This window comes from Brevundimonas sp. Soil_N_31 (genome assembly GCF_057655995.1).
In genome coordinates this window covers 95,256-118,885 of the sequence record NZ_JBDGLE010000009.1, presented here as the reverse complement: position 1 = coordinate 118,885, position 23,630 = coordinate 95,256, and the positions used below count along the sequence as shown (strand labels likewise).

General features: G+C 65.7%; 27 protein-coding genes, 3 tRNA genes and 1 pseudogene. 4 read left to right on the top strand and 27 right to left on the bottom strand.

Features of this window, described 5'->3' with window-relative positions; all coding sequences use genetic code 11:
• Positions 1 to 25 precede the first annotated feature (25 nt).
• Positions 26 to 1,618: a carboxyl transferase domain-containing protein gene (locus tag AC3A3G_RS14730; protein ID WP_200165695.1), complete on the bottom strand. Its 1,593-nt coding sequence runs from the start codon at positions 1,616 to 1,618 to the stop codon at positions 26 to 28.
• 80 nt (positions 1,619 to 1,698) lie between these two features.
• On the opposite strand from AC3A3G_RS14730, the gene AC3A3G_RS14725 reads away from it, so the two are divergent.
• Positions 1,699 to 3,570, top strand: coding sequence for a patatin-like phospholipase family protein (locus tag AC3A3G_RS14725; RefSeq protein WP_487488544.1), 1,872 nt, complete (start codon positions 1,699 to 1,701; stop codon positions 3,568 to 3,570).
• A gap of 229 nt (positions 3,571 to 3,799) precedes the next feature.
• On the opposite strand, the pseudogene AC3A3G_RS14720 reads toward AC3A3G_RS14725, so the two are convergent.
• From AC3A3G_RS14720 to AC3A3G_RS14650, 15 genes and pseudogenes are all read right to left on the bottom strand, one after another.
• Positions 3,800 to 4,198 (bottom strand): annotated as a pseudogene (locus AC3A3G_RS14720) (methyltransferase domain-containing protein); the annotation flags it as partial.
• Between the two features lie 47 nt (positions 4,199 to 4,245).
• A tRNA-His gene (locus AC3A3G_RS14715) sits at positions 4,246 to 4,322 on the bottom strand.
• A gap of 93 nt (positions 4,323 to 4,415) precedes the next feature.
• Positions 4,416 to 5,174: a M48 family metallopeptidase gene (locus tag AC3A3G_RS14710; RefSeq protein ID WP_179205111.1), complete on the bottom strand. Its 759-nt coding sequence runs from the start codon at positions 5,172 to 5,174 to the stop codon at positions 4,416 to 4,418.
• Between the two features lie 186 nt (positions 5,175 to 5,360).
• Entirely contained in the window at positions 5,361 to 6,077 is a 717-nt protein-coding gene (locus AC3A3G_RS14705; RefSeq protein WP_200215763.1) for an energy transducer TonB, read from the bottom strand.
• A gap of 18 nt (positions 6,078 to 6,095) precedes the next feature.
• Positions 6,096 to 6,527, bottom strand: coding sequence for an ExbD/TolR family protein (locus AC3A3G_RS14700; protein WP_125902284.1), 432 nt, complete (start codon positions 6,525 to 6,527; stop codon positions 6,096 to 6,098).
• Positions 6,528 to 6,532: 5 nt separating this feature from the next.
• Positions 6,533 to 7,441, bottom strand: a complete 909-nt coding sequence (locus AC3A3G_RS14695; protein WP_487488543.1) for a MotA/TolQ/ExbB proton channel family protein — start codon at positions 7,439 to 7,441, stop codon at positions 6,533 to 6,535.
• Positions 7,442 to 7,869: 428 nt separating this feature from the next.
• A tRNA-Phe gene (locus AC3A3G_RS14690) sits at positions 7,870 to 7,945 on the bottom strand.
• A 63-nt stretch (positions 7,946 to 8,008) separates the two neighbouring features.
• A complete protein-coding gene (locus AC3A3G_RS14685) occupies positions 8,009 to 8,173 on the bottom strand; it encodes a DNA gyrase inhibitor YacG (RefSeq protein WP_200165701.1) in 165 nt (54 codons plus the stop codon).
• A 2-nt stretch (positions 8,174 to 8,175) separates the two neighbouring features.
• On the bottom strand, positions 8,176 to 9,186 hold the full coding sequence (locus AC3A3G_RS14680) for a ribonuclease E/G (RefSeq protein ID WP_487488542.1): 1,011 nt from the start codon (positions 9,184 to 9,186) through the stop codon (positions 8,176 to 8,178).
• Entirely contained in the window at positions 9,186 to 9,785 is a 600-nt protein-coding gene (locus tag AC3A3G_RS14675) for a Maf family protein (protein ID WP_487488541.1), read from the bottom strand. The genes AC3A3G_RS14680 and AC3A3G_RS14675 overlap by 1 nt, the downstream gene beginning before the upstream one ends.
• Before the next feature lie 8 nt (positions 9,786 to 9,793).
• Positions 9,794 to 10,012 (bottom strand): translation initiation factor IF-1, encoded by a 219-nt coding sequence (gene infA, locus AC3A3G_RS14670; protein WP_003164348.1) that lies wholly within the window; start codon positions 10,010 to 10,012, stop codon positions 9,794 to 9,796.
• 105 nt (positions 10,013 to 10,117) lie between these two features.
• Positions 10,118 to 10,585, bottom strand: coding sequence for a UPF0262 family protein (locus AC3A3G_RS14665; protein WP_368925446.1), 468 nt, complete (start codon positions 10,583 to 10,585; stop codon positions 10,118 to 10,120).
• Complete coding sequence (locus AC3A3G_RS14660; protein ID WP_487488540.1) at positions 10,582 to 11,085, bottom strand: DUF2948 family protein; 504 nt, start codon at positions 11,083 to 11,085, stop codon at positions 10,582 to 10,584. Before AC3A3G_RS14660 ends, AC3A3G_RS14665 begins: the two co-directional genes overlap by 4 nt.
• On the bottom strand, positions 11,075 to 12,364 hold the full coding sequence (gene murA / locus AC3A3G_RS14655) for a UDP-N-acetylglucosamine 1-carboxyvinyltransferase (RefSeq protein ID WP_487488539.1): 1,290 nt from the start codon (positions 12,362 to 12,364) through the stop codon (positions 11,075 to 11,077). Before murA ends, AC3A3G_RS14660 begins: the two co-directional genes overlap by 11 nt.
• A gap of 111 nt (positions 12,365 to 12,475) precedes the next feature.
• The gene (locus tag AC3A3G_RS14650; RefSeq protein WP_487488538.1) at positions 12,476 to 12,661 is read right to left on the bottom strand and encodes a hypothetical protein; all 186 of its coding nucleotides are present in this window, start codon (positions 12,659 to 12,661) and stop codon (positions 12,476 to 12,478) included.
• A gap of 98 nt (positions 12,662 to 12,759) precedes the next feature.
• Between AC3A3G_RS14650 and AC3A3G_RS14645 the strand changes: the two genes are divergently transcribed.
• Positions 12,760 to 12,834, top strand: a tRNA-Thr gene (locus AC3A3G_RS14645).
• Positions 12,835 to 13,478: 644 nt separating this feature from the next.
• Here the strand turns inward: AC3A3G_RS14645 and AC3A3G_RS14640 are convergent.
• The 6 genes from AC3A3G_RS14640 to AC3A3G_RS14615 form a co-directional block, all read right to left on the bottom strand.
• Positions 13,479 to 13,859, bottom strand: a complete 381-nt coding sequence (locus AC3A3G_RS14640; RefSeq protein WP_487488537.1) for a hypothetical protein — start codon at positions 13,857 to 13,859, stop codon at positions 13,479 to 13,481.
• Positions 13,856 to 14,200, bottom strand: coding sequence for a hypothetical protein (locus AC3A3G_RS14635; protein WP_306003590.1), 345 nt, complete (start codon positions 14,198 to 14,200; stop codon positions 13,856 to 13,858). The genes AC3A3G_RS14640 and AC3A3G_RS14635 overlap by 4 nt, the downstream gene beginning before the upstream one ends.
• 13 nt (positions 14,201 to 14,213) lie before the next feature.
• Positions 14,214 to 14,612 carry a hypothetical protein gene (locus tag AC3A3G_RS14630; protein ID WP_487488536.1) on the bottom strand — a complete coding sequence of 133 codons (399 nt, stop codon included), beginning with the start codon at positions 14,610 to 14,612 and terminating at the stop codon, positions 14,214 to 14,216.
• Positions 14,602 to 15,108 carry a hypothetical protein gene (locus AC3A3G_RS14625; RefSeq protein WP_487488535.1) on the bottom strand — a complete coding sequence of 169 codons (507 nt, stop codon included), beginning with the start codon at positions 15,106 to 15,108 and terminating at the stop codon, positions 14,602 to 14,604. Before AC3A3G_RS14625 ends, AC3A3G_RS14630 begins: the two co-directional genes overlap by 11 nt.
• Positions 15,109 to 15,158: 50 nt before the next feature.
• The gene (locus AC3A3G_RS14620) at positions 15,159 to 15,923 is read right to left on the bottom strand and encodes an ImmA/IrrE family metallo-endopeptidase (protein ID WP_487488534.1); all 765 of its coding nucleotides are present in this window, start codon (positions 15,921 to 15,923) and stop codon (positions 15,159 to 15,161) included.
• Between the two features lie 67 nt (positions 15,924 to 15,990).
• The gene (locus AC3A3G_RS14615; RefSeq protein WP_487488533.1) at positions 15,991 to 16,314 is read right to left on the bottom strand and encodes a helix-turn-helix domain-containing protein; all 324 of its coding nucleotides are present in this window, start codon (positions 16,312 to 16,314) and stop codon (positions 15,991 to 15,993) included.
• 123 nt (positions 16,315 to 16,437) lie between these two features.
• On the opposite strand from AC3A3G_RS14615, the gene AC3A3G_RS14610 reads away from it, so the two are divergent.
• Positions 16,438 to 16,653, top strand: coding sequence for a hypothetical protein (locus AC3A3G_RS14610; protein WP_487488532.1), 216 nt, complete (start codon positions 16,438 to 16,440; stop codon positions 16,651 to 16,653).
• Positions 16,654 to 16,702: 49 nt separating this feature from the next.
• Positions 16,703 to 17,725 (top strand): hypothetical protein, encoded by a 1,023-nt coding sequence (locus tag AC3A3G_RS14605; protein ID WP_487488531.1) that lies wholly within the window; start codon positions 16,703 to 16,705, stop codon positions 17,723 to 17,725.
• Between the two features lie 47 nt (positions 17,726 to 17,772).
• On the opposite strand, the gene AC3A3G_RS14600 is transcribed toward AC3A3G_RS14605, so the two are convergent.
• The 5 genes from AC3A3G_RS14600 to AC3A3G_RS14580 all read right to left on the bottom strand — a co-directional run bounded on the left by AC3A3G_RS14600 (position 17,773) and on the right by AC3A3G_RS14580 (position 23,477).
• The gene (locus AC3A3G_RS14600; protein WP_487488530.1) at positions 17,773 to 18,093 is read right to left on the bottom strand and encodes a hypothetical protein; all 321 of its coding nucleotides are present in this window, start codon (positions 18,091 to 18,093) and stop codon (positions 17,773 to 17,775) included.
• A 504-nt stretch (positions 18,094 to 18,597) separates the two neighbouring features.
• On the bottom strand, positions 18,598 to 21,009 hold the full coding sequence (locus AC3A3G_RS14595) for a phage/plasmid primase, P4 family (RefSeq protein WP_487488529.1): 2,412 nt from the start codon (positions 21,007 to 21,009) through the stop codon (positions 18,598 to 18,600).
• A gap of 177 nt (positions 21,010 to 21,186) precedes the next feature.
• A complete protein-coding gene (locus AC3A3G_RS14590; RefSeq protein ID WP_487488528.1) occupies positions 21,187 to 21,354 on the bottom strand; it encodes a helix-turn-helix transcriptional regulator in 168 nt (55 codons plus the stop codon).
• 87 nt (positions 21,355 to 21,441) lie between these two features.
• Complete coding sequence (locus AC3A3G_RS14585) at positions 21,442 to 22,062, bottom strand: hypothetical protein (RefSeq protein WP_487488527.1); 621 nt, start codon at positions 22,060 to 22,062, stop codon at positions 21,442 to 21,444.
• Positions 22,053 to 23,477 (bottom strand): tyrosine-type recombinase/integrase, encoded by a 1,425-nt coding sequence (locus AC3A3G_RS14580; RefSeq protein ID WP_487488526.1) that lies wholly within the window; start codon positions 23,475 to 23,477, stop codon positions 22,053 to 22,055. The genes AC3A3G_RS14585 and AC3A3G_RS14580 overlap by 10 nt, the downstream gene beginning before the upstream one ends.
• Positions 23,478 to 23,630 lie beyond the last annotated feature (153 nt).

Sequence of the window (23,630 nt, the reverse complement as noted above, 5' to 3'; positions counted from 1 at the left end):
TTTGAGCGCTGTTTAATTTGTAACCTTACATCCGGAACACGCCGAAGGTCGTCTCGGGGATCGGGGCGTTCAGGCTGGCGCTGATGGCCAGACCCAGCACGTCGCGGGTCTGGACCGGGTCAATGACCCCGTCGTCCCACAGGCGAGCCGTGGCGTAATAGGGGTTGCCCTCGTCCTCATACTTCTGGCGGATCGGCGCCTTGAAGGCTTCGGCTTCTTCCGGCGTCCACGTATCCGCGTCGCGGTGGACGGTGGCCAGGACGCTGGCCGCCTGCTCGCCGCCCATGACGCTGATGCGGCTGTTGGGCCAGGTAAAGAGGAAGCGCGGGCTGTAGGCCCGGCCGCACATGCCGTAGTTGCCCGCCCCGAACGACCCGCCGATCAGGACGGTGAACTTGGGCACCTCAGCCGAGGCGACGGCCGTGACCAGCTTGGCGCCGTGCTTGGCGATGCCCTCGGCTTCATACTTGCCGCCGACCATGAAGCCCGAAATGTTCTGCAGGAACAGCAACGGAATCTTGCGCTTGCACGCCAGTTCGATGAAGTGCGCGCCCTTCTGCGCGCTTTCCGAAAACAGCACGCCGTTGTTGGCCAGGATGGCCACCGGCTGACCCCAGATGCGGGCGAAGCCGCAGACCAGCGACGTGCCGTACAGCGCCTTGAACTCGTCCAGTTCCGAGCCGTCGACGATGCGGGCGATGACCTCGCGCACGTCATAGGGGGCGCGGACGTCCTCAGGAATGATCCCGTACAGTTCGGCCGGATCATAGGCGGGCGCGCGCGGCTCGCGCACGTCCAGCGGTTGGGGCTTGGTGGTGTTCAGATTGGCGACGATGGAGCGCACGATCTCCAGCGCATGCTCGTCGTTCTCGGCCACATGGTCGACCACGCCGGACTTGCGGCCGTGCGTCTCGGCGCCGCCCAGTTCCTCGGCCGAGATAACTTCGCCCGTCGCGGCCTTCACCAGCGGCGGACCGGCCAGGAAGATGGTGCCTTGATTGCGCACGATCACCGTCTCGTCCGACATGGCCGGCACATAGGCGCCGCCCGCCGTGCACGATCCCATGACACAGGCGATCTGCGGGATCGAGCGCGCGCTCATCCGCGCCTGATTGAAGAAGATGCGGCCGAAATGGTCGCGGTCCGGGAAGACCTCGGCCTGGTGCGGCAGGTTGGCCCCGCCGGAATCGACCAGATAGACGCACGGCAGGTTGTTCTGCTCAGCGATCTCCTGCGCCCGCAGGTGCTTCTTCACCGTCATGGGGAAGTAGGCGCCGCCCTTCACCGTCGGATCGTTGGCGACGATCATCACCTCACGACCCGACACCCGGCCGACGCCGCAGATCATGCCCGCGCCCGGCGCCTCGTCCCGGTACATGCCGTTGGCCGCCAGTTGGCCGACCTCCAGGAAGGGCGAGCCGGGGTCCAGCAAGCGCTCGACCCGATCACGCGGCAACAGCTTGCCGCGCGCCACATGGCGGTCGCGGCTGGCGTCAGAGCCGCCGCGCGCGGCCTTGGCGACCTTTTCATAAAGCTCGTCCCGCAGGGCGCGATTGTGCGCATCCAGCGTTTTGAAAGCAGGACTGTTGCGATCGACGGCGGAAATCAGCTTGGGCATGCCCAAGGTTTAGGAGGCTTCCGCGCCGGGGGGAAGCCGGTTCGGTTCCCCCACGACGAAATCGGCTATATCTGCCTGTCATGGCCCCGCTTCGACCGGACACGCTCGCCGTCGCCCTGTCCCGCGCCTTCGAGGACGCGCAGGACAGCCGCGCCAGCTGGTTCGCCCTGACGCGGGGCGAGCGGCTGTTCTCGGCCGGCGACCGGGCCGACACCCTCTATCTGCTGCGCGCCGGGCGTCTGGGCGTCTTCCGTCACGACGACGGACGGGTTCCGCAGATGACCGCCGTCATCAAGCCGGGCGAACCGGTCGGCGAACTGGCCATGTTGGCCGGCACCTCGCACATGTCGGACGTGGTCGCCCTGCGCGACAGCGACGTGCTGGCCCTGCCGCGCGAGGCCTTCTTCGACGCTGCACGCAACGATCCCATGCTGATGTCCGAACTGGGCCAGATCATGCTGACCCGCGCCCGCGAGCGCGGCGGCGGGACCGAGCCGAACGTCTTCGGCTTCGTTTCCGCGCGCGGCAAGCCGATCCGCGCCTTCGTCGAGCGCGTGGCCCGCGCGGTCGAGGCCCAGGGCGTCACCTGCCACGTCATCGACAGTTCGGCCCTGGCGTCGGCGGCCGAATGGTTCTCGCGCGTCGAGGACGCCCACGACTATGTCCTCTATGTCGCCGAGGCGGACGAGCCGAACTGGGCCACCCTGTGCGCGCGCCAGGTCGACCGCCTGTTCCTGGTCGGCGCCGCCGACCGCCCGCCGCCCCCTGCCCCGCCTGTCGCCGACGACTGGGACGACGCGGGCCAGCGCACCGACCTGATCCTGCTGCGCGATCCGCGGATGCCGCGCCCCAGCAACACCCGCGCCTGGCTGGACGTGCTGAAGCCGGGCCGCTGGTTCCATGCGATCGAGGGCCTGTTCGACGACACGGCGCGGATCGCCCGCCTGATCACCGGCTCGGCCGTGGGCGTGGTGCTGTCGGGCGGCGGCGCGCGCGCCTATGCCCACATCGGCGCGCTGAAGGCCCTGCGCGAAGCGGGCACGCCCATCGACTTCATCGGCGGCGCTTCCATGGGGGCGGTCATCGGCGCGGGCCCAGCTCTGGGCTGGTCGGACGAAGAGCTTGAGCACCACATCCGCCAGGCCTTCGTCCTGTCCGACCCCCTGGCCGACATCGCCCCGCCCATCATCGCCATGACGCACGCCCGCAAGGTCAAGGCGATGATGAAAGAGGCCTTCGGCGACGTGCAGATGGAGGACATGCTGCTGCCCTTCTTCGCCGTCTCGACCAATCTGACCTCGGGCAAGCTGGAGGTTCATCGTGAAGGGATGCTGCGCCACGCTCTGCGCGCCTCCATCTCCATCCCCGGCGTCATGCCGCCCGTGGTGATGAACGGCCAGGTGCTGGTCGACGGCGCCGTGCTGCGCAACTTCCCCAGCGATGTGATGCGGCGGCTGAACAGCGGGCCCGTCGTCGGCGTCGACGTGTCCATGACGCGCGGCGTCGATCCCGAGATGCTGGAGAATCCGCCGTCCTGGTGGCGCTGGATCCTGTCGGGCGCCTGGAAGCACGGGCCGCCGATCGTCTCCATCCTGATGCGCTCGGCCACATTGTCCAGCGAAGCCGAGCGGATGCAGGCCCGCGCCGAGACGGACCTGCTGATCCTGCCCACGCCCGACGGCGTCGATATCCGCGACTGGAAAGCCTATGAGCCGGGCGTCGCGGCGGGCTACGAGGCCGCGCATGCAGCCCTGGACAGCCTCAACGGGCCGATCGAGACCCTGCACCGTCGCCGTCAGACCGGCGCGCCAGAAGAAACAGTCGAGGAAATGGCAGAAGAGTCCTTCCCTCAGGACGCCGCGGAAACGCCTCGCCCAACACCTGAGCCAGGCGCGCCAGGAAGGCGTCGTGGTTGGCTGGGTCTTCGCAAAGCGCGGTCAGATAAGGCCTGAGGGCGGTGCCCTTCATCCACTCCAGCACCGCGTTCTCGCCGTCCAGAACGTGCAGATAGGTCGTCGACCAGATATCGACCTCCTCGCACAGATCCGCCACCGCGTCGTAATAGGCCTCGGCCGCCAGCAGCGGCTGGATGGTGTCGACGCCCTTCAGGCGGGCGCTCCACGGGCCGTCCGCCGCCGTCTGGCGCATCAGGGTGTGATGGCGCGTCTCCCAGGCCATGGGCATCTGCACCGCCAGCACCCCGCCCGGCGCCAGCGACTCGGTCAGGCGTCGAAACAGCGCCCCATGGTCCGGCGCCCACTGCAGGGAGGCGTTGGCCAGGATCAGGTCCACCGGCGCGGCGGGCCTCCAGGCGCCGAGATCGCCCTGCACCCAGTCCACATCGTCCGGCAGGCTCCGCGCCTGCTCCAGCATGGCGGCGCTGGAATCCAGCCCATGCACCTGCGCATCCGGCCAACGCCGCTTCAGCAAGGCCGCGTGCTGACCCGTGCCACAGCCGATGTCCCAAACCTCATGCGGGTTCAGATCACCCGGAAGCTGAGACAGCAGATCGATCGCCGCGCGATCACGCTGGCGCTCGAAACGGTTGTACTGTTGGGGATCCCACGCCGGCGACGTCATCGTCATACTTCTCCCTCGATTTTCGCAAGAAGCGATTCGAGGGAGAATGGTACAGCCTCTCAGGATTGAACTGAGGACCTCCGGCTCCACAAACCGGCGCTCTAACCAGCTGAGCTAAGGCTGCACATCTCTGCGCGAGGGCGGTTCTCTAGCGGGCCTCGCCGTCGGGGGCAAGCGGCCATTTCGTCCTCGCGCAGGATTTTATGTTTTATCCCCGTCAGTTCCAACCGCGGCTGGCGATATACTGCTGAAGTTGCATCAGACGGGTCTGGTCCGAAGGGTGGGTCGAGGCGAACTCCGGCGTCCCAGACTGCCGCCCTTCAGCCATGGCGCGCCACAGGGCCAGCGATTCCGACGGCTTGTAGCCGGCCGCCGCCATGTAATCGACGCCCAGCCGATCCGCTTCCAACTCATGGCTGCGCGAAAACGGCAACAGCACGCCCAACTGCGCGCCCATGCCGCCAAAGGCCTGAACCGCCTGGCTGTAATCCCCGGCCTGGCTTTGCACCGCGCCCAGGATCAGACCCGTCGTCTGGGTGGTCGAGGCGCGCTCGGCGGCGTGACGGGCGATGACGTGGCCGACCTCATGGCCGATCACGGCGGCCAGTTGGTCGTCGTTCTTGGCGATGGCCAGCAGTCCCGTCGTCACCCCCATATGGCCCGACGGCAGGACGAAGGCGTTCGGCGTGGCGTCGTCGAACACCGCATATTCCCAATGGCGGTTGGTCAGATTGGCCGCCTGGACAATGCGATCCCCCACCCGGCGCACCCGTGCGTTCTGGGCCGTATTGTTCGACACCTTCTGCGTCCGCAGCGTCTCGGCCCAAGCCGCCTGCGACTGCTGGACCAGCACGCCGTCGTCGATGAAGACCAGCTGATTGCGGCCCAGGGCCTCATTATAGGCGCAGGCGCCGACCCCGGCGCCCAGAACGCCGGTGGTGATCGCCAGGGCGAGCATAAGGGGCTTACGAGACATCAGTCCTCCGGAACAGTTCAGGGGCCATAATGCACAGGCAGGCCGCCCGGCTCCATGCCTGACGCCGCAAAGTGCGTTTCCATCGCTCGTTTCGTTGAGCCGCGACCTTGAGGTTTCAGCGCATGAAAAAAGCGCCCCGAGGCAAGACCTCGAGGCGCTTCTTTTCGTTTCAATGCGATCGCTCGCTTAGTCCAGGTTGAAAGGCACCCGGACCACGAACTTGGCGTTCGTTGCAGCGCCGTCGACCGTGCGGGGCGAAAGTTGCCCACGCTGGACGATACGGACTGCGGCGGCGCCAAAGCCCATGCCGGACGGCTCTTCCGAGACGACGCGACAAGCTTCGGGACGACCGCTCGGGGTCACCGTGCACTCGACCGTGGCCGAACCGCCCACGCCGCGATCAAGAGCGCGTTGCGGGAAGTCCCGTTCGGTCGGACGCGGCGGGCGAGCCCACTGCGGGTTGGTGATCACCGAAGGACGCGGCGGCGCGGGCGGCGCCGGCGGAGGCGGAGGACCAGGGACGATCACGGGCGGGCCCGTGTATTCGACGCGGTCTTCCTTCTTCGTCGGCTCGATCGGCAAGGTCACCGGAGGCGGAGGCGCCTGGGTGTTGACGACCGGCTCGCGCACCTGAAGCTTCGGCGGCGGAGGCGTATCCGGCGGCGGCGGCGGCGGCGGAGGCGGAGGCGGTGGCGGCGGTGGCGGCGCCATCAACTCCACATCCACAGCCTCGTCCACGTAATCGAACTCCTGGAGTTCGAACTTGCTCTTGTAGAGGTAAAAACCAGCAAGAACGTGAACGACAACCGAAATGCCGATTCCGACCATTGCGCCCGTCGAAAGTTTTTTCTTCTTCGGGGCGTCGAGCAGAGGGTCGCGATGCTCGTGATGTTCAGCAGTCATGCTTTGCGTCACGCCCCCTTACGACTGATCTTCGCCAACCAGGGCGACGCTGTAAAAACCATTGTCCTGCAAGGCGTTCATGACCTGCATGAAGTCCCCGTAGCGCGTTTGCTGGTCAGCACGGATGAAGATCCGCTCCTGGTCAGGGTTACGCGTTCCGATTTGGGTCTTCAGATCATCGCCTAGCGTTGCAACCGAGGTCCGGAAATCGCCCACGAACACTTCGCCGCCATTCTGAATGGAGATGAAGATAGGCTTGGGCGGGTTGGGAGCCGGCGGAGCGACGGCACGTGGAAGTTTCACCTGCACCGACACGGTGGCGAGCGGAGCCGCCACCATGAAGATGATAAGGAGAACGAGCATAATGTCGACGAAAGGCGTGACATTGATATCGCTGTTCGCCTCGACGGTGTACTTGCCGCCGCCGGAACCGGAAAGTTTGGCGGCCATCCGTCTTACGCTCCCTTGTCGAGTTGACGCGAGATCGAGTTCATCAGCTCGGCGTTGAAGCCATCGGCGCGAGCACCGTAGGACGCGATGCGGGTGTTGAAGTAGTTATAGAAGATAACCGCCGGGATAGCCGCGAACAGACCGATGCCGGTAGCCAGCAGGGCTTCAGCGATACCCGGAGCCACGACGGCCAGGTTGGTGGTGTTCGACTCGGCGATGCCGATGAACGAGTTCATGATGCCGTAAACGGTACCGAACAGACCGATGAACGGACCCGACGAACCGACCGATGCCAGGAACTGCTGGCCGCCCGACAGACGGATGCCCAGACCGCCTTGGACGGCGGCGACGGCGTTGGAGGCGCGAGCGACAGTGGCGTCGCGGTGGGCGCCGATCACGTCGAGGCCAGCTTGACGCGACAGTTCGATTTCGCCCGTAGCGGCCGCCGCCATGTCAGCCAGCGGGTTGCCTTCAAACTCTTCCGAGGTGGCCAGGCGACGAATGTCGGCCAGGTTGCGAGCACCGCGGTACTCTTCCAGGAAGCGGTTGGTCGTCTTGCTCAGCGAGCTGAACTCGACCAGTTTGATGAGCAGCAGCGTCCAGGAGAAGATCGACGCCAGGACCAGGCCTGCCATCACGACCTTAACGACCGGGTGCGCCATCATGAACATGGCGATCGGGGTCAGGCTGCCGCCGTGACCGCCTTCAGCGGCCTCTTCGGCGGGGGCTTCAGCAGCGGCGTCAGCCGCCGGAGCAGCAGCGTCGGCGGCCGGAGCGGCGGCGTCAGCGGCGGGGGCCGAGGCTGCGGCCGGAGCGGCCGGTGCGGCTGCGTCCTGCGCCAGAACCGGCGAACTCGCCATCAGGACGGCGGCGCCGGCCATAGCGAGGAGGATATTCGTCTTCTTATCGAGCATGTTTCGCCAGTTCCTGCTTTGGTCTGACTCGTGGAACCCAAGACAGCGACCGCGTCAGTCGGCCGCGCCTTTACAGTGAAATCTTTTCCTCCCGCCGGATTTCTCCCCCGCCGGTCGGCGCCGCAATCCTCCAAGCGCCGAAGCGCCTGCGAACCATGACGACAGAGACAATATCTCGCCGTCCACAGCCTGCAAGCAGGAATGCGATCCTGTCCCTTTGGCGAAGCGGTATCTTAGCGTCAAGGGCGGAAAATGGCTTTTCACCCCTTGCCCGACGCGTCACGGCACGCGACGCATAAAAAATGCGCGCAAAAGTCACGAAACAGCAACAAACTTGCCGTGCAAGCTAAGGTTAAGAAAAGTTTAGGCCCGTGACGAATTTTCGGCTTTTTGGTGACCGAAGCGAATATTCGACAATGAAGGGAAAGTGGTGCCTGGAGGCGGGTTCGAACCACCGACACGCGGATTTTCAATCCGCTGCTCTACCAGCTGAGCTATCCAGGCGCACGACGTCGTCGCGAGAGGCGGGTCTATAGGCGAGCCCGGACGGGCTGTCCAGACGCCAATTCACTCAATTCCGCGATCTTTTTCATCATCGTGCGCCTCTTCGACCGGAATGGCGTAGCCGCCGGTGAACCAGCGCTGCAGATCGATGTCGGCGCAACGCTTGGAGCAGAAGGGCTTGTAGGCGGCGACAGCTTCGGCGCGACGGCAAATGGGGCATTGGGCCATGCTCAGCCCTCCTTGATCTCGAACACGCCCGGCGCGGCGTCCGGGCGGATGTGGGCGCGCGGCCCCAGCTGCGCCACCCAGGGTGACAGGATCGCAGCCGATGTCGAACTACAGTGCAGCGTCAGGCGCGGCGCGGCGCGATCCGTCAGCAAGGCGAGGCGCAGCCGACGCAGGGCGCCGATCTCCGGCGCCCCCGGCGCCGCCAGTCGTTCGTCCGCAGGCGTACGCGCCCACGGCAAAGACAGTTGCAGCAGGCCGAACCGGCTGAGCGGCCCGATCGCCGCCCCGTCGTGATCGGCGAACGCCTGGCGCGCCATGGATAGAGTGGTCTCTGGGTGCAGGCCGACGCCTGCCAGGTCGATGGCGACCAGACCGCCCCACCCTTTCAGCGCCAGCAACCGCGCCGTCTGGCGCAGGCCTTCGCGATTCACCGCCTCGCGCGCCTTGCGGGAATCTCGACCTGCGGCGGGCGCGTAATCGATGTCGACTGCGATCAGAGCCCGCGTCCGCTGCACAGCCAGATCCAGGCCCACGCCCGGCACGACCACGCCGCCGGACAGCGCGTCTTCTTCAGCCTCCAGCGCCGCGCGGATCGCCTCGACGCCCGTGGACACAGGCGCGCCCGGCGCCAGCCTGCTCAGAATGGCGGCGACGTCGGGTCCGGCCGCCAGCAGACGCGGTTCTCCGCTCTCCTCGCCCAGGCGGCGCAAGACCGGCCCCTTGCGCTCGCGCGGCTCGGCCGTGATCAGAAGTTCAAGCTTGGCGCCTTCCGCCGGACGATCCGCCTTGCCCAACGGCAGAAAGCCGAACGGTTCGCCGCAGCCCAGATCGACGAAGGCGCTGTGCAGGCCCGGCGCCAGGCGCGCCACACGGCCGACGACGCGGGCCCCCAGGCGATGCTCGGGCCGATCGCCGTCTCTATGTATAATGAGGGTCCAGGCGCGGCCGTCGCGAAAGACCATGCCACGGGTCTCGCCCGGAGCCGCGTCCAGGAAGACCTCGACATCGGCCATCAGGCCGCCTCGCCTCTCCAGCCGGCTCCGCGCAGCAGATTCGCCGCCTCATAAAGGGGCAAGCCCATGACGGCGGGATGGCTGCCGACGATTCGGGTGATGAAGGCGGCGGCCCGGCCCTGAATCCCATAGCCTCCGGCCTTGCCGCGCCATTCGCCCGAAGCGACATAGGCGGCGATCTCGTCCTGCGACAACGGCTTGAAGCTGACGCGGGTGTCGACCACGCGCCAGGACATGCGCCCGCCGCAGATCACGGCCACGCCGGTGAAGACGCGATGATTGCGCCCCGACAGCAGTTTCAGGAAGCGGATCGCCTCCGCCTCGTCAGCGGGTTTTTCCAGCAGGCGGCGCCCCACGGCCACCACGGTGTCAGCCGCCAGGACCACGTCATCGGGATGACGCTCGGCCACGACGGCCGCCTTGGAGCAGGCCAGACGCTGGGCCAGACGCGGCGGCGTCTCGGCCTTCTGGGGCGTTTCGTCGATATCGGCGGGATCGACCAGATCGGGCGTAATGCCGATCTGCGCCAGCAATTCGATGCGGCGCGGGCTCGACGAGGCCAGAATCAACCTCGGAGCCAAGGCGTCAGGACGCGACACGCGCGTCCTTACTTGAAGCGGTAGGTGATGCGACCCTTGGTCAGGTCATAGGGCGTCATTTCGACCAGCACCTTGTCGCCGGCCAGCACCCGAATGCGGTTCTTGCGCATCTTGCCCGCAGTGTGGGCGATGATTTCGTGATCGTTTTCCAGCGTCACGCGGAACGTCGCGTTCGGCAGCAGTTCGCTGACCACGCCGGGGAATTCCAGCAGTTCTTCCTTAGCCATGCGGCCTCTCTCGCCCGTGTGAACAGCTACGGGCCCGCGCCGAGCGTGAGCGCGAGCCGTGAAAGTGAGGGCGCCTAATGCACCAAAACGCTTAGATAGTCGAGTTCAGCCCCGACGGTAGAGGGCGCAGACCAGGGTGAAGAGCCGGCGCGCCGTCTCCTGGTCGATCTCCACCTTGCCGTCCAGCCGGGTTTTCAGCAGGGCCGCGCCTTCATTATGCAACCCACGCCGCCCCATATCGACCGACTCGATCTGGCTGGGCGAAGAGCCGCGCAGGGCCTCGTAGTAGCTTTCGCAGATCAGGCCGTAGTCACGGATCACCGTCTTCATCGGCGTCAACGACAGGACATGCGTCCGGCTGAAATCCGGTCCGGCGATATCGAAAGCCAGACGATTATCCTGCGACGAGAGGGCCAGGGTGTAGGGGCCGCCTTCAGCGCCGTCCGGGATGAAACTGTTCTGTTCGACCAGATCGAAGATGGCGACCCGGCGCTGATGCTCGATCTCGGCCGTAGCGGCCGGCAGGGAGGCGTTGTCGATCTCGATCGCGGTCAGCTTGTGCGGCCCGCTCATTCCGCCGCTCCGTCCAGATGGGTCGGCGCCACCCGCGCGGGCCAGCGTTCGGACAGGTCGGTCAGCACCGCATCCAGACACTCCACGTCGATCCGCAGATCGCCGCCGCCCGCGAACATCATCATCACCTGACCGCCCGGCGCCTCGGTCGGCAGGAAGTCGAGCGCCAACAGCTCCAGCGCCGCCTCGGGCAGACGCGGCAGGCGGCGGCTCTTGACCGCCTGGACGTCGCCGAACTGCATGGCCGCCATGACGCGCGTGCCGCCGCATTCCCAGCAGAAGCGCGACAGGACGACCGTCAGGCGCCGCGCCTCCTTCTCCCAACGGATGTCGACCGGACGCATGATGGCGTCCTGAAGCGCGGCCGAGATGATCTGCAGGTCGTCCGCATCCTCGGCCAGCAGGCGAAGGGGCGTCATCGGCGCCAGGCTTTCGCCCGCTGCGCCTTCGTCCGCCACCTCGTCGGTCAGGGCCGAGATCGGTTCGCCGTCAGTGCTCATCGCCCTCCCCCTTGATCCGTCGGACATCGGCGCCGCAGGCGCCCAGCTTCTCTTCCATCCGCTCGAAGCCGCGATCCAGATGATAGACGCGGCCGACCGTCGTCTCACCTTCGGCCACAAGACCGGCGATGACCAGAGACATGGAGGCGCGAAGATCTGTCGCCATGACCGGCGCGCCCTTCAGCCCCTCGACGCCGCGCACCACGGCCTCGCCCGCATGGACGGTGATGTCGGCGCCCAGGCGCGCCAGTTCCGGCGCGTGCATGAAACGGTTCTCGAAGATGTTCTCGTGGATGACGCTTTCGCCCTCGGCCGTCGTCATCAGGGCCATGAACTGCGCCTGCAGGTCGGTGGCGAAGCCCGGATAGATCTCGGTCGTGACGTTGACGGCCTTCAGCCGCTGCGTCGGGTCGCGACGGACGATCAGGCCGTCCTGCGTCGGTTCGATCTCGACGCCCGCCTCGACCATCTTGTCGGTCAGGGCGGTGATCAGGTCGGCGCGCCCCTTGGTCAGACGCACCTCGCCCCCGGCCATCGCCGCAGCAAGCGCATAGGAACCCATCTCGATTCGATCGGGAATCACCGACCAGGTCGCGCCCGACAGGGACGAGACGCCGGTGATCGTCAGCACGTCCGTATCCAGCCCCTCGATCTTGGCGCCCATGGCGATCAGGCAGCGGGCCAGGTCGCCGATTTCCGGCTCGCGCGCGGCCCGCTTCAGCACCGTCACGCCGTCCGCCAGAACGGCGGCCAGCAAGGCGTGCTCGGTCGCGCCCACCGACACGAACGGGAACTCGATTTCCGCCCCGCGCAGGCCCTTGGGCGCGGTGGCGCTGACATAGCCCTCTTCCAGCTCGATCGCCGCGCCCATGGCCGTCAGGGCCTGAAGGTGCAGGTCGACCGGCCGCGCGCCGATGGTGCAGCCGCCCGGCAGGGAGACCTTGGCGTTCCCCGTGCGCGCCAGCAGCGGCCCCAGCACGTTGAACGAGGCCCGCATCTGACGCACCAGGTCATAAGGGGCGAAGGTCGAGGTCAGCTCCGGCGCATGAAACAGGGTCTCCTGCCCGTCGGCGCCGTCACGCTCGGTCACTTGCACGCCGAACTGGCGCAGCAGCTGGCCCAGGAATCGCGTGTCCGCCAGACGCGGCATATTCGTCAGCAGCAGGGGCTGATCCGTCAGAATCGACGCCGCCATCAGCTTGATCGCCGAATTCTTGGCCCCGCTGACCAGAATGGAGCCGTTGAGGCGATTGCCGCCGTGAATGACGATGCTGTCCATGGGTGTCGGGGAAGTCCTGGGAGGCCCGGACCCCTACGGCCCGGCGAACCGGTTATCTAGCAAGTCGGACGGCGCCCGCGAAAGGCCGTAACGTCGCAAGACGGATGACTTTCAGTTGCTTTCGCTCGGCAGCCGCGCGCCGCCCGCGCCCGGCGCCTTTCGGCGGCGCAGATTCGTCCGCAGGGCGGCCGCCAGACGCGCCGCGCGCTCGGCCTTGGCCAAGGTTGCGGGGCTGGCGGAAGGGGACGAGTCTGCATCTCGCCCCGTCTCGTCGGCGTCTTTGGTCGGCTTGTCCATGACGGCAGCAGACCGCGTGCAAAGATTTTGATCAAGCATGCATTTTTGGCTTGGCCCAGCCGAAACCTTTGGCTATACGGCCGCTTCCTCAGTGACCCGCCGCCGTAGCTCAGTGGTAGAGCGCATCCTTGGTAAGGCTGAGGTCGTGGGTTCGATTCCCCCCGGCGGCACCATCTAACTAGATGAACTGATGGAATAAAAAGGCCGCTCCTCAGGGAGCGGCCTTTCTACTTTCTAAGCTCGGGTAATCTAGCGGGTAACTGCCGAAAATCAGATTGCGAATGGGCTCACGTCCGACACTTTGATCCGACACGGCGCGCAGAGCCGATTGCCCGGGCCCTCTGAATCAAACTGCTTCCCGCAGCAGAGGCACGGACGCCGCTTCAATGGGCGAGGTAGCCCGTCGGGGTCATTGAACTGTCGGTCTCCGCCATACCAGGCACCCCAGGGCATCAGTGGAGCCTCCTTTCTGAGCGGACGGTCTCGGCGAACGCACGCTGGAAGCCGAAGGCGATTGCTTGCCCCCGGGTCGAGCGCTGCCGCGCGAGCCACGTCGGCACGTCGCCTCTGAGAGCGTCCACCCAGACTGTCCGACCACGCTCTCCCCAGCACAAATGCCCAAAGAAGGCGGCGAGCTCAGCGGCATCGACTCCATACAGTTTTGCGAAGGCCAGACAGTCAGACACCGTGGGCCAACGCTCGGGTCGTGTCAGGTTGGCGCGCTCGAAGCAGGCCCTGTGGGCCGCCCGCATAAGCGGATCGAAGAGGACCTCATAGCCCTCGACGATGTCATCGGCCGTGAGCGCGCCTTGCCCCATCAGGCTCGCTCGCTCTGACGCTTGCGAACCTCGACGCCGTAGGCGGCGCAACGGGCGACCTCGGCGGCGTGGGCTAGATCCATGAGTTCGCGGTCGCTCGACAGGTTCTTCGCCAAGGCCTGCTCCGGCGTGACGTTCTGCCGGAGGGCGAGCTCGTCAGCGCGGCGCAGCATGGAGTCCTCGAAGGTGCTGGCGGAGTAGGTGGGCTGGGCACCTGAGGCCACGGCTGCGGCGTTCTTGCGGATTTCGGTGTCGGTCATGGGGGCTTCTCCTGCTGACTTGATGAGGACGGCGCGGGCGCCGAGTTGGGCGGGTAGGTCCACGCTGCTGATCTCAGACAGCGAGAGGTTTCTGACGCGGTGACGCTTCATCGGGTTCATGCTTGGGCTCCTCCCCCGGCGTCGCCGAGATCAAGATTTGATGTGTGGTCGACCCATTCGATAAGGGGCATGGGTCGCGCCACGCTGACGCGCAGACCGAGAATGCGGCTCAGGATGGGGGCCTCGGCGATGAGCTCACCAGCGGTGAGAAAAGCGAACATCCGTTCGCGCGACCGGCGCAGACTGCTGAGACCCGCCTGTTCCGCCTGAACGTCGGATCGATAGAAGCGGTCGTTTGCCGATTTCAGTGCCTCGACTGCGGCCTCCGCCTCCCTCAGGGCGGCGACAAGATCGCGGGCGGCAGCGTGACGCTGTCCGACGGCCTCGCGCCGCTCAGACATGATGCGCTTGCGCTTAAGGCTGATAAGCATTGTGGTGTTCCTGACTTATGGGTTCGGGCCTGACGTCCACTTGCGCCCGCACCGTCTGGACGAGTTGGGCAGCCTCTTGCGCGCCGAAGCCCGCGCCGATCAGGTCGGAGACCCGGCTCAACCAAAAGGCCTCGTCGAAGGGGGCCTTCAGCCGCTCCTGTTCGGCCCGGGCCAAATCGACATGGTCCTGGCTCGTCTCCGGCGGGCGGCGGCCGTCGATCAGGGCGTCCAAGCGGTCGAGGGCGGCGACGTCGAAGCCGGGCTGCCCGACGAAATCAGGGCTGCGGACCAGAGCAAGGCGGAGGCGGCGGCGCGCATCAGGCCCCATGAGGCGTAGCCCAACAAGGAAGGCGACGCGGTCGAGGGCGGCGTCAGGCGTCATCGGAGAAGCTCCCCTCGATCACCCTGAGCGGCTCGGGCCGGAACGACTGCGCCAGTCGGGTCGCCACCGAGGCGACGGCGTTGCCCAGCAGACCGGGCTCGACATCGTGGGTGACGCGCTTGTTTACGTTGAGGGCGGCGGCGTCCCGGTAAGCCGGCAGCAGGGCTCGCGCCCGGAGCTCTAGGAGGCGGTCGCTGTATTTGCGGACGGTCCCGACGACCGTCTCACGGTATTTTCCGCCGTAGACCGGCTCCTCATAACCCTCAGTCGAACGCCTGTAGATCTCATGTTCGACGTCGGCGCGAGCTGATTCCACGGCGTCGTCCCACGCCGCTGCGAAGTCGGGATCGCGCTGGCGCTCATCCTGAAAGGTCGAGAGGGCGCCGGAAGCTGAATGGGGTGACGCAGACCGGGCCGCGCGCATGGCGATGCCGTGGCGGGCCAACTCGGCCACGAAGGCGGCCTTGCGTTCAGCGCTGAGGGGGTGGCGGGCCATCCACAGAGATTAGCCGCCGACCGGTCAGAACCCGACGGCTAAGGCTTGAGCTATCCCCGGAAGCGGAACCGGTCGAGGACGTCGCCCTCGTCGTCGGCGTCCCAGCTGCTCGGAGAGAAGTCCCTCTCCTCAAAGACGAGTAGCGAGATTGTCATCTCGTACTTGTCCGCGAAGATGGCAACCTCCCGGACGGCGCGGTCGGCCCAGACGCCCGCTGGCAGGTTGACGCCTGCCGAGGCGCTGGTCTGATCGCCGCTGGCCGCGACTGAGCGCGGGTGTAGCTCGGTGCCGGGCGGGAAGAACAGCCTCGCCTTCTCGGCGGCGGCGCTGCGCTTGAACCACCGGATGAAGCCATTGGTCGCCACGACCAAGGCCGCGCACTCGTCCGTCGCCTCCAGCCACTTGAGGGCGGCGGCGGTCAGGGAGACCTCGTAACGATCACCGCAGTGACGGAGGAGGTCGGCGTCCATAGTATGGCCGCGCACCTGTGTCCGGAAATCGTCCAGCGGCATGAGGAGATAGGAGGCGAAGCGATCCGCCTCCTGCTCTATGTCGCGGCCCCCTCCGACCACGTCGCGGACCCCGCATTCGATCCCGTCGGGTCGCAGGTGGCGATGGCAGAGGTAGTGCCCCCACTCATGGCCGAGGGTGAAGTTCGTCCGTCCCGGCGAGGTGATCGACGGGTTGTAGAGTATGGCCCAGCCGCCCTTTGGCATCGGGTAGAGCGCGCCCTCGAAGGTCGGGATGTCGGCCTCGCCGATCTTGCGGACGGGGTCATCGAAGCGCTTGGAGTACTCCAGAGCGATCTGCTTCACGTCTACGGGAAACCGAGGCCCCCACGCCCGAACCAGCGCGTTGGCCCAGGCACATGGGGTGGTGGGGTCACCCCTCATCTTCGAGCACGTCGAGAATGCGCTTGAGGCGGTCCTTGACGACCGGGTCCGCCTTCTCGAACTTTCGGAAGAAGGCCTCGTTCTGGTCGCGATCAGTCGGCTTCGTCTGGGACGCGTCGATCAAAAAGCTCGCCGTGACCCCGAGAACCTCGGCGATGCGGTCCAGCTTCTCGGCGGAGGGCCGAGCCACCTCCTTGTTCTCGATCTCCCACATGTAGCTCTTCGAGCTGTCCGTCGCCTGAGCCAGTTGCTCCAGCGTCAGCCCCTTCTGACGACGGAGTTCATTGATCTTGATGCCGAGCTTCGATGGCATGGGCTCTCCTGCTTTTGTTTTCCGAGTTCGGTGATAACCTGATCTCCTGTGCTTGACAACCGAACTCGGTGTCCCCATACCGCAGATATGGCAGTACCGAACTCTGCCGGAAAGGAGGCCATCATGGCTAAGGGTAAAGGCGGCGGTTCGTTTCGGAGCGCCATTTCGGGTCGTTATGTGACGAAGGCCCACGGGCAGCGCAGCCCCCGCACGACGGTGCGGGAGGCCGGGGGAACGAGCGGCAGCACGGGGGGCGCTTATCGCAGCGCCATCTCGGGGCGGTTCGTGACGACGGCGTACGGCAAGCGCAGCCCGAACACCACTACGCATGAGAAGTAGCAACTAGCTGCGCCGTCGAAAGGCGGCGCAGCAATCTCGGAGACACGGCATGGGTACGAAGCGTTTTCCTTGGAAGGGTAACTTCCTGAAGGTCCCGCCCAAGGTGCGCGCGGACCTCGACAAGATTGACGGCGATCTCATCGCCATCGCCGCCGTCAAGTCGGTCAGTGTCGCGGACGTCCAGAGCGGGCTGTACGCGCACCTCGGGCTTGAGACCGACCTCCTCGATGGCTCCATCGTCGTCAACGGCCCGAGGCGGCCGCCAGAGGACGCGGGGAAGTGGTCGTTTCGTAATGCGCGTGGTTGGGACAGGAAGCGTCCCGACCTCCCGATGGTCCCAAAGAGCTTCGTTTGGGAGTCGCCAAACTTCGGCGATGCATCGACTTACGGCACCCATCCCCACCACCAAACTCGCCAAGTTTACCAGCATCAGGTCTTCGAGGCTCAAGGCATGATGATCGAACCGACCGTCTTGTCACAAACGGGCAGCGACAAAGTCGTGGTGCGGTTTGCTCTCACACCGTTCTTAAGCCGAACTCAGCCTGAGTTTGAGCTCATGCTGCTTTGGGCTCTCAATGTATTGCAAGAGAACACCGGCGTGGCCGGTGTCTATCCGAGCACAGCCACGAAAGAAGACTATCTCGGCACCATTCATCTGGATTGGGACATATTCCCGCCCGGGACGATTGATGACGTCGTTTCGTGGTTCACCTCGAAGCCGAGCGCCGCCTCGCGCTCGCCAGACTTCGACAAACATCTCCGGGACCGGACCGCCGCCTTCAACAAGCTGCAACCTCAGTCCTACATCCGGGGATCAGGCCAGTTCGGCTCCTACTTTGGAGCCAAGTTCGCCGACGACCTCGTCGTCTTCGAGAACCTCCGCTACGGCAATGCTCTTTACATCCTGTACGATGATTGGGGCGACATCTCTAAGCGTTCTCGCCTCGACCTCCTGCGGGATCATGATGCCAAGTTCGACCGCGTCGTCCATACGGCCGACTGGCAGTTCCAGTTCGACAAAATCATGAGGATGGAGCTCTCCGCACGGCGTCGAGGGAAGGGACGGCGCTAAGGGCGAAGTTCCCTCGCCGATAGGGTCGGCGAGGGAGCACGAGCATTTCAGCTTTTCCACTTCTCAGTTGCTGCGATGATAGCACCGAAGGCACCGCGCTGGTCATCGTCGACATCGAGACTGGTCATGTACGCAGCGATCCAGCCTAGGTGGTGCAAGACATGGGCAGCCTTTTCGGTGTCCGGTCCTATGGTATCAGCGGCCACGGCCAGCCGGAGGCCACCGCTCGCGGCAGCGAACCCGGGATACGTCTCTCCTTCATCATCCCAGTGGACGCGAGCAAGTTCATTCATGACATGCGCTACCATCGGCGGCTGCCAGTTCCAGTCCTCGAAGCTGCCGAATGCGGGGGTGAACTTATCGGTCACGACGACCTCCTTGCTGATGCCGACGAGGGTGTCGGCCCACCCCTGTTCGCAGGAAGAGACGCCGCTGAAACTCACCGAAATGTCGTGCGATTGTGGCCGACGTTACCCGCCCGTTACCCGAAGGCTGAGCGGGGGCAACTCCCATCCACGAAACATTGGTTCAAGGGGGCGCAACCCGCGCCTAGCCGAGGCCCAGGTCGACAGCGTGTCGGGCGCCCGCGCGCGTAAGTCTCATCGGTTTGGGCGGACGACCGATGCCCAAGCAGCCGGTCGGGGTGCCGGTCGGACCAAAAACCCACAAAATCCAAGCGCGGTCGGGGCGGTCGGGGTCGAGCCCTACTGCGGCCTGCTTCTCTCCCGGTCTCCTCCCCCTTCCATCTCTGCTCTCTCCATTTCGACGAATGTCGAAAACGACCCCGACCGCCCCGACCGCCCCAACCTCCTGTGGGCTACGACCCCGACCGGCACCCCGACCGCGCCCAACCCGGACCCCGACCGCGCGGGCTAGTAGGGGTCGAACAGGTCGCTGGGTGCCGCCATCTCGCGCTCGCCATCGTCTGCCAAGGCGATGCCGAGATACACATTCAGCCGCCCCCCGCCGTCTCGGAGCCGAGACCCTTTCACAGTCTGGCTTGTGGCAGAGCGAAGATTACTGGCGAAGTGGCTCTCCCCGGAGACGCGCTCACCCTTGTCCTCGCACCACCGCCGCCAAGCGGCAAACAGTCGGCCCTTCTCGATACGAAGCGACGGGCCAAGGACACAACACTCGCTGATGAAGCGCGCCGTCGGCGATCCGAGCTCCATGATCTCACTCACCGCCTTCACCGAGACTGCAGGGAGCTTGAAGTGCCCCCGATCACGCAGCGACCGCCAGCCCGCAAGCGACCAGTTCAAGATGCCCGGGAGCTCGGCAATAAGTCGGTCAGCGAGGCCGTGGTCTTCGCGGCCGAGGTGGCTCTGTTCAAGAATCAGCGGGACGAAGCGATTGGAGAGCGCGGGACTATTGTCATTTAGGCTCGGCAGCTCATTCGTCGAGATGACGAAGCGCACGGCCAAGTTCCCGGTCCACTGGTCCTTATGCTTACGGTCAGCGGTCACAGAATCGCGTCCAGTGATCCGAAGCAGAGTCTCCGTGATCGCGGCACGGTCGGAGCTGCTGCCAAGGCGGATGTCAGAGAGGAATGCGACCTGCTTGCCGATCATCGGCTGTAGCCCGAAGTCGCCGCCAAGACTTTTGATCGACGGCGCACAGATGTTCGAGCGGCCGACGAGCTCCGTCAGCACCTTTTGAATGGTGCCTTTGCCCGAGCGGGGTGGCCCTACCATCAGCAGCATCTTTTCCTGCGTCATGTCCGGCAGCAGGAGATAGCCGAACCATTCCTGCAAAAGCGTCGCTGCGTCGCCGTCAGGGAAGGTCTGCTCGACGAACGCAAGCCACTCTGTCGGCTCCGGTGCGCCCGGATCGAAGTCCAGATCCAGCGCATTGCGGGTGAAGAAGCGCGGCGTCGGGGGCAGCAGTTCCCCAGTTGGGACGTGGAGGAGGCCGTTGCGACAAGAGATGATCTCGCCGGGAGGTGGGCCGTCGCCGTCAAGCCATACCGGCGGTGCCATGCGATCAGCGGGCTGGTGGGCAACCGCCTCCATAGCATCGAGAACCCCGCTCACTTGGCCCGGTATCGGCTTGAACGGGACGAAGGTGACGACACCGTCCTTCACTTTCCGAACGGTCGCCGTGTCGAGAGCCTCCCAGACGACGCTTCGCATAGAGGCGTCCTCAACCACCCGGTAGGCGCCGCGTTCGTATGCGAGCCAGTCATCGTTCGTATGAATGGCGTCGGGGAATAGCTCGTCGCGGAGGCGCTTCGCATTTGAGAATGGGGCGGCAGGGTCGAGCACGCGGCGGCCGTTCGGGCCGACCTCGTCCTTGTCGACTTCCACCCTCGCCCGTTCGATCTGGCGCGCCACGTATTCCACCGAGCGCTTCTGGCGGAGGGGGTGGTCACTGATGCCCAAGTCGGGGTCGAGCAGGACGGATGCAATCATGTCGTCCTCGCAGCCCGCCCTGACGAGCTCGCAGACGACCGCCCACATCACCTCAGACTTCGAGCCGTAGCGCGTCGGGTCGTCGGGGTCGTCGCCCTGGACAATGAGCATGCGGGTCCGCTGCGTCACGGCCTCCGGCAACTCGTCGAGGTCCTTCAGGCGAGGTAGGTTGCCACTGATGACGACCTTGTTGGCGGAGCCCGTCCCCTTCGTCGACTGAACCTCCGGCGCCGGGGTGAAGTCGTGGAGCGGGTAGGTTGGACCTCCCGACCAGACGAGCTCTGCGAGGCCGGGTTCCCTCCCCCGCTTGCGCTTGGTCTCTCCCGGCCAGTTCACCGTCCCCGGCAGGCGCATCAAATGATCGATGCTCCAGCAGTGGTCGCCGTCCAAGTCAGTCGCAAGCTGCCGGTTGTAGGCCTCTGACTCAGCGATCCGGTTGGCGTCGCCGCCGACATAGACCGGCTCCTCCAGACGCCAGAACGCCTGATAGCCGCCGCCAGAGAAGACCACGAACGTGGGTCTGGGCTCGAAGGCCTCCAGTGCCGTCAGGATGCGGGTGCGCGCCCCGGTCGCGTGCTCACCCTTGCGGGGATCAATGTCGACGTGGAGGAATCTCAGTGCCTCCATGTCCTCCTTCTTAGGCTTGCTACAGACGGCCCGAGCGACGGTGTTGACCGTCCAATACAGGTTCATCCCGGCCGCGCTATTCTTACCGGCAGCCCAGCGCACCGCAGCCTCGGCGCTGTCGAAGGTCTTGGTTTCAGTCCGACCTCCCTCTGGAGGTATCGCCGTGAGAGCGATACGGTCGCCGCCCACTACATCTTCGAGGAATGCCCGAATGGCTCCGTCATCGGGGGTCAGGTCGTCAATCATCTCATCAACTCATCTCGGCCGGGCAGCCGGGTGGGTCGATCAGGACGGCACCATCACGTTCAAGGATCGGAGCTCTGCTCCGGGCGCAGGGACGGTTATTCTCTCCCTCGGCGCTTCTTGCTGGTGCCACTCCTGAGCCGGTCCCACCGTCAGCGCCGCTGTCGGCGGTGGGACCGATTAGGCGGCGCGGGCGGCGACACGCCGCCCGATCCAATCAAGCACCTCGGATCGGAGCCAAGCGACCTTGTTGGGGCCAAGCCTGACTTGAGCCGGGAAGTCGCCCTCGCGGATCAGCTTGTAGATTGTCACTTTGCAGAAACCGACCATCTGCTCGACGTCGGTCATGCTCAAAAGGCGATCATTCGGGTCCACTGCGTCCTCCTCGTTCGGCGGGGTAAGGACGGGGTTACGGCGGTAAGGGCGGTCGGTAACTTACCGCTTTGCGGTGCGATTTTGGTTGTAGCGAGCCGCAACGTCGAACCCGATGCTGAAAGCGCTGTGGTGGACCCGTCGAGCCAGTTTTGACGCTTCTGGGTCGGAGAACTCAGCATCGGGCGCGTCGAACATTGTCAGCGGCACACCGTCATACCGCTCAGCAATGCGGAGGAACTCGGCGGCCAGAAATCGGACTGTATCGCACGGGACGGGGTTTGCCCGATCTGGACCAAGATTGGCTGTGACCGCCATCCCCTGCCCCTCCCACCAGTCCAACAGTGGTGCCCCGGCTGCGTGGAAAGCGTCGTGACCCCGCCGCCCGACTTGGGCAGGAATGCCCAGATCGGGCGCGGCCTCGTCGGCCTGTATGCGCATGAACTCGTCGTGCTGTTCCTCGAACGAGAGGGCAGCGAACCCCGATTGATTCGCAGCGTGCCAGTCCCAGAGTGCGCGCAATTCAGGTGACAGGCCCGCAATTCCGCGCGGCGATTTGATGTTGCGGATACGGTCTCGGGCGCGAGCGGAGCGGGAACTGCCATCCACCGGCTCTCTCGCGGCGACGAAGGCCCAGTACGCCGCATCTCGCACATCCTCCGGTGCCTCGGGGGTCACTTCCACAACTCGCCCCACTTCTCCAGTGCCGAGCGCTTCTCCTCGAAGAAAGCGTGGTGCTGGTAGGTCCCCTTCACGCCCCCGAGGACGTGGCCGAGGACGCGCTCGATGTGGTCAATCGGCACGCCCAGACGCGCCATGTGTGTCGCGACAGAGCGCCGAATGTCGTGGACCGTCCAGTCCTCGATGGGCGGGAGCCCGTCGGCAGCGCCGAGCTCGGCGATTTTGGCTTCGATCAACTCCTTCGCCTTCGAGAAGCCGCTTATCGGCCGGGAGCCCGCCGGGCGCCCCGGCCCGCCGTCCGTCGAGAACACGTAGTCGCCGCCGTTCCACCGGGGCATCGACTGCACCAAGTCCCATGCGGGCCTTGATAGGGGAATCACGTGCGGCCGCTTCGTCTTGTAGTGCGACGCCGGTATCTCAATCGCGCGCCTCGCGGCCTCGACCCACGGCCGCTGAAGCTCCGCGACCTCGGACCGGCGCTGACCCGTGAGGATCAGGAGCCTGTACGCAGGGCCGAAGGGGTAGGACCCCTCCCCCGGCCTCCTCCCCAGCGCCCCGGCGGCGTCCCAAATCCGTCGAAGCTCCTCCATCGACAGCACCCTCTCGCGGGCTCGATAGCCGAGTTCGGGGCGACGCATCCCGGTCATAGGGCTCGCGACGATGTGGCCCCGGTCCGCCGACCAGTTGAAGAGTTTTGACAGGTGCTTCCTGAGCTCCCGCGCGCGGGCGACCCCGTCTTCCTCGATCACATCGTCGAGGAGGTCGTTGATCTCGGCTCGGCTGATCGTCTCGATGAGGCGGCCTGTCCAGCGCGGCAGCGCGTCGTCGGCGATGATGCGCTCCGCCGCCACGCGGCCGAGCCTCGCCTTCGGTCCCTTGAGCGACCGAGCCAGTGGTGAAGTCGGCCCGCCAGCCGCAAGCTCGACGCCCGGAACAGCTCTCTGCGCCAAGGCGTCACCTGCGGCGGCGGCCTCGGCGAGGGCGGCGGCGCGGTCGCGAGCGAAGCGCCCCTCCTTGGTGTTCTGCTTGACGTGGAGCTCGACGAACCTCCCGAAGACCACCTCGAAGGTGCGGGTCTGGCGCGCCTCGACCTCGGCCGTCTTCAAGGCTGCCGGGTCGATGCCCCGGTCCGCCGCCTCCAGCGCCTCCCGCGCCTTCTCGCGAGCGGTCGTGAGGTCCACCACCGGCCAGGAGCCAAGCGACAACCGCTTGAGCTCGCCGCGCCTGACCTCGCCCGCCGCCGCAACCCGGTACATGACCGACCACGACTTGCTCCTTCGCCCGATCCTCAGCGCAAGGCGGGGGAGGTACTCATCGTACACCTCCCGGCGCTCCTCACCGACCGCGAGCGAGTAACGCTCGACCGACTTCTCCGTCAGCCTCACAATCGCCTTCTGCTTCTCCGCCCTCGCCGTCATGGTCTCTCCGGGTAACTATCGGGTAACGCGGCCAAGGGCTATTCGACCGAACCGCCCCGAACCGCACGTTACCCGATCTAACGTCAAGGCACGGTTTTACCTAATGTTTTCAGGTCGGACCTTACCCGAACGAACCCGGGAATACCAGTCAGT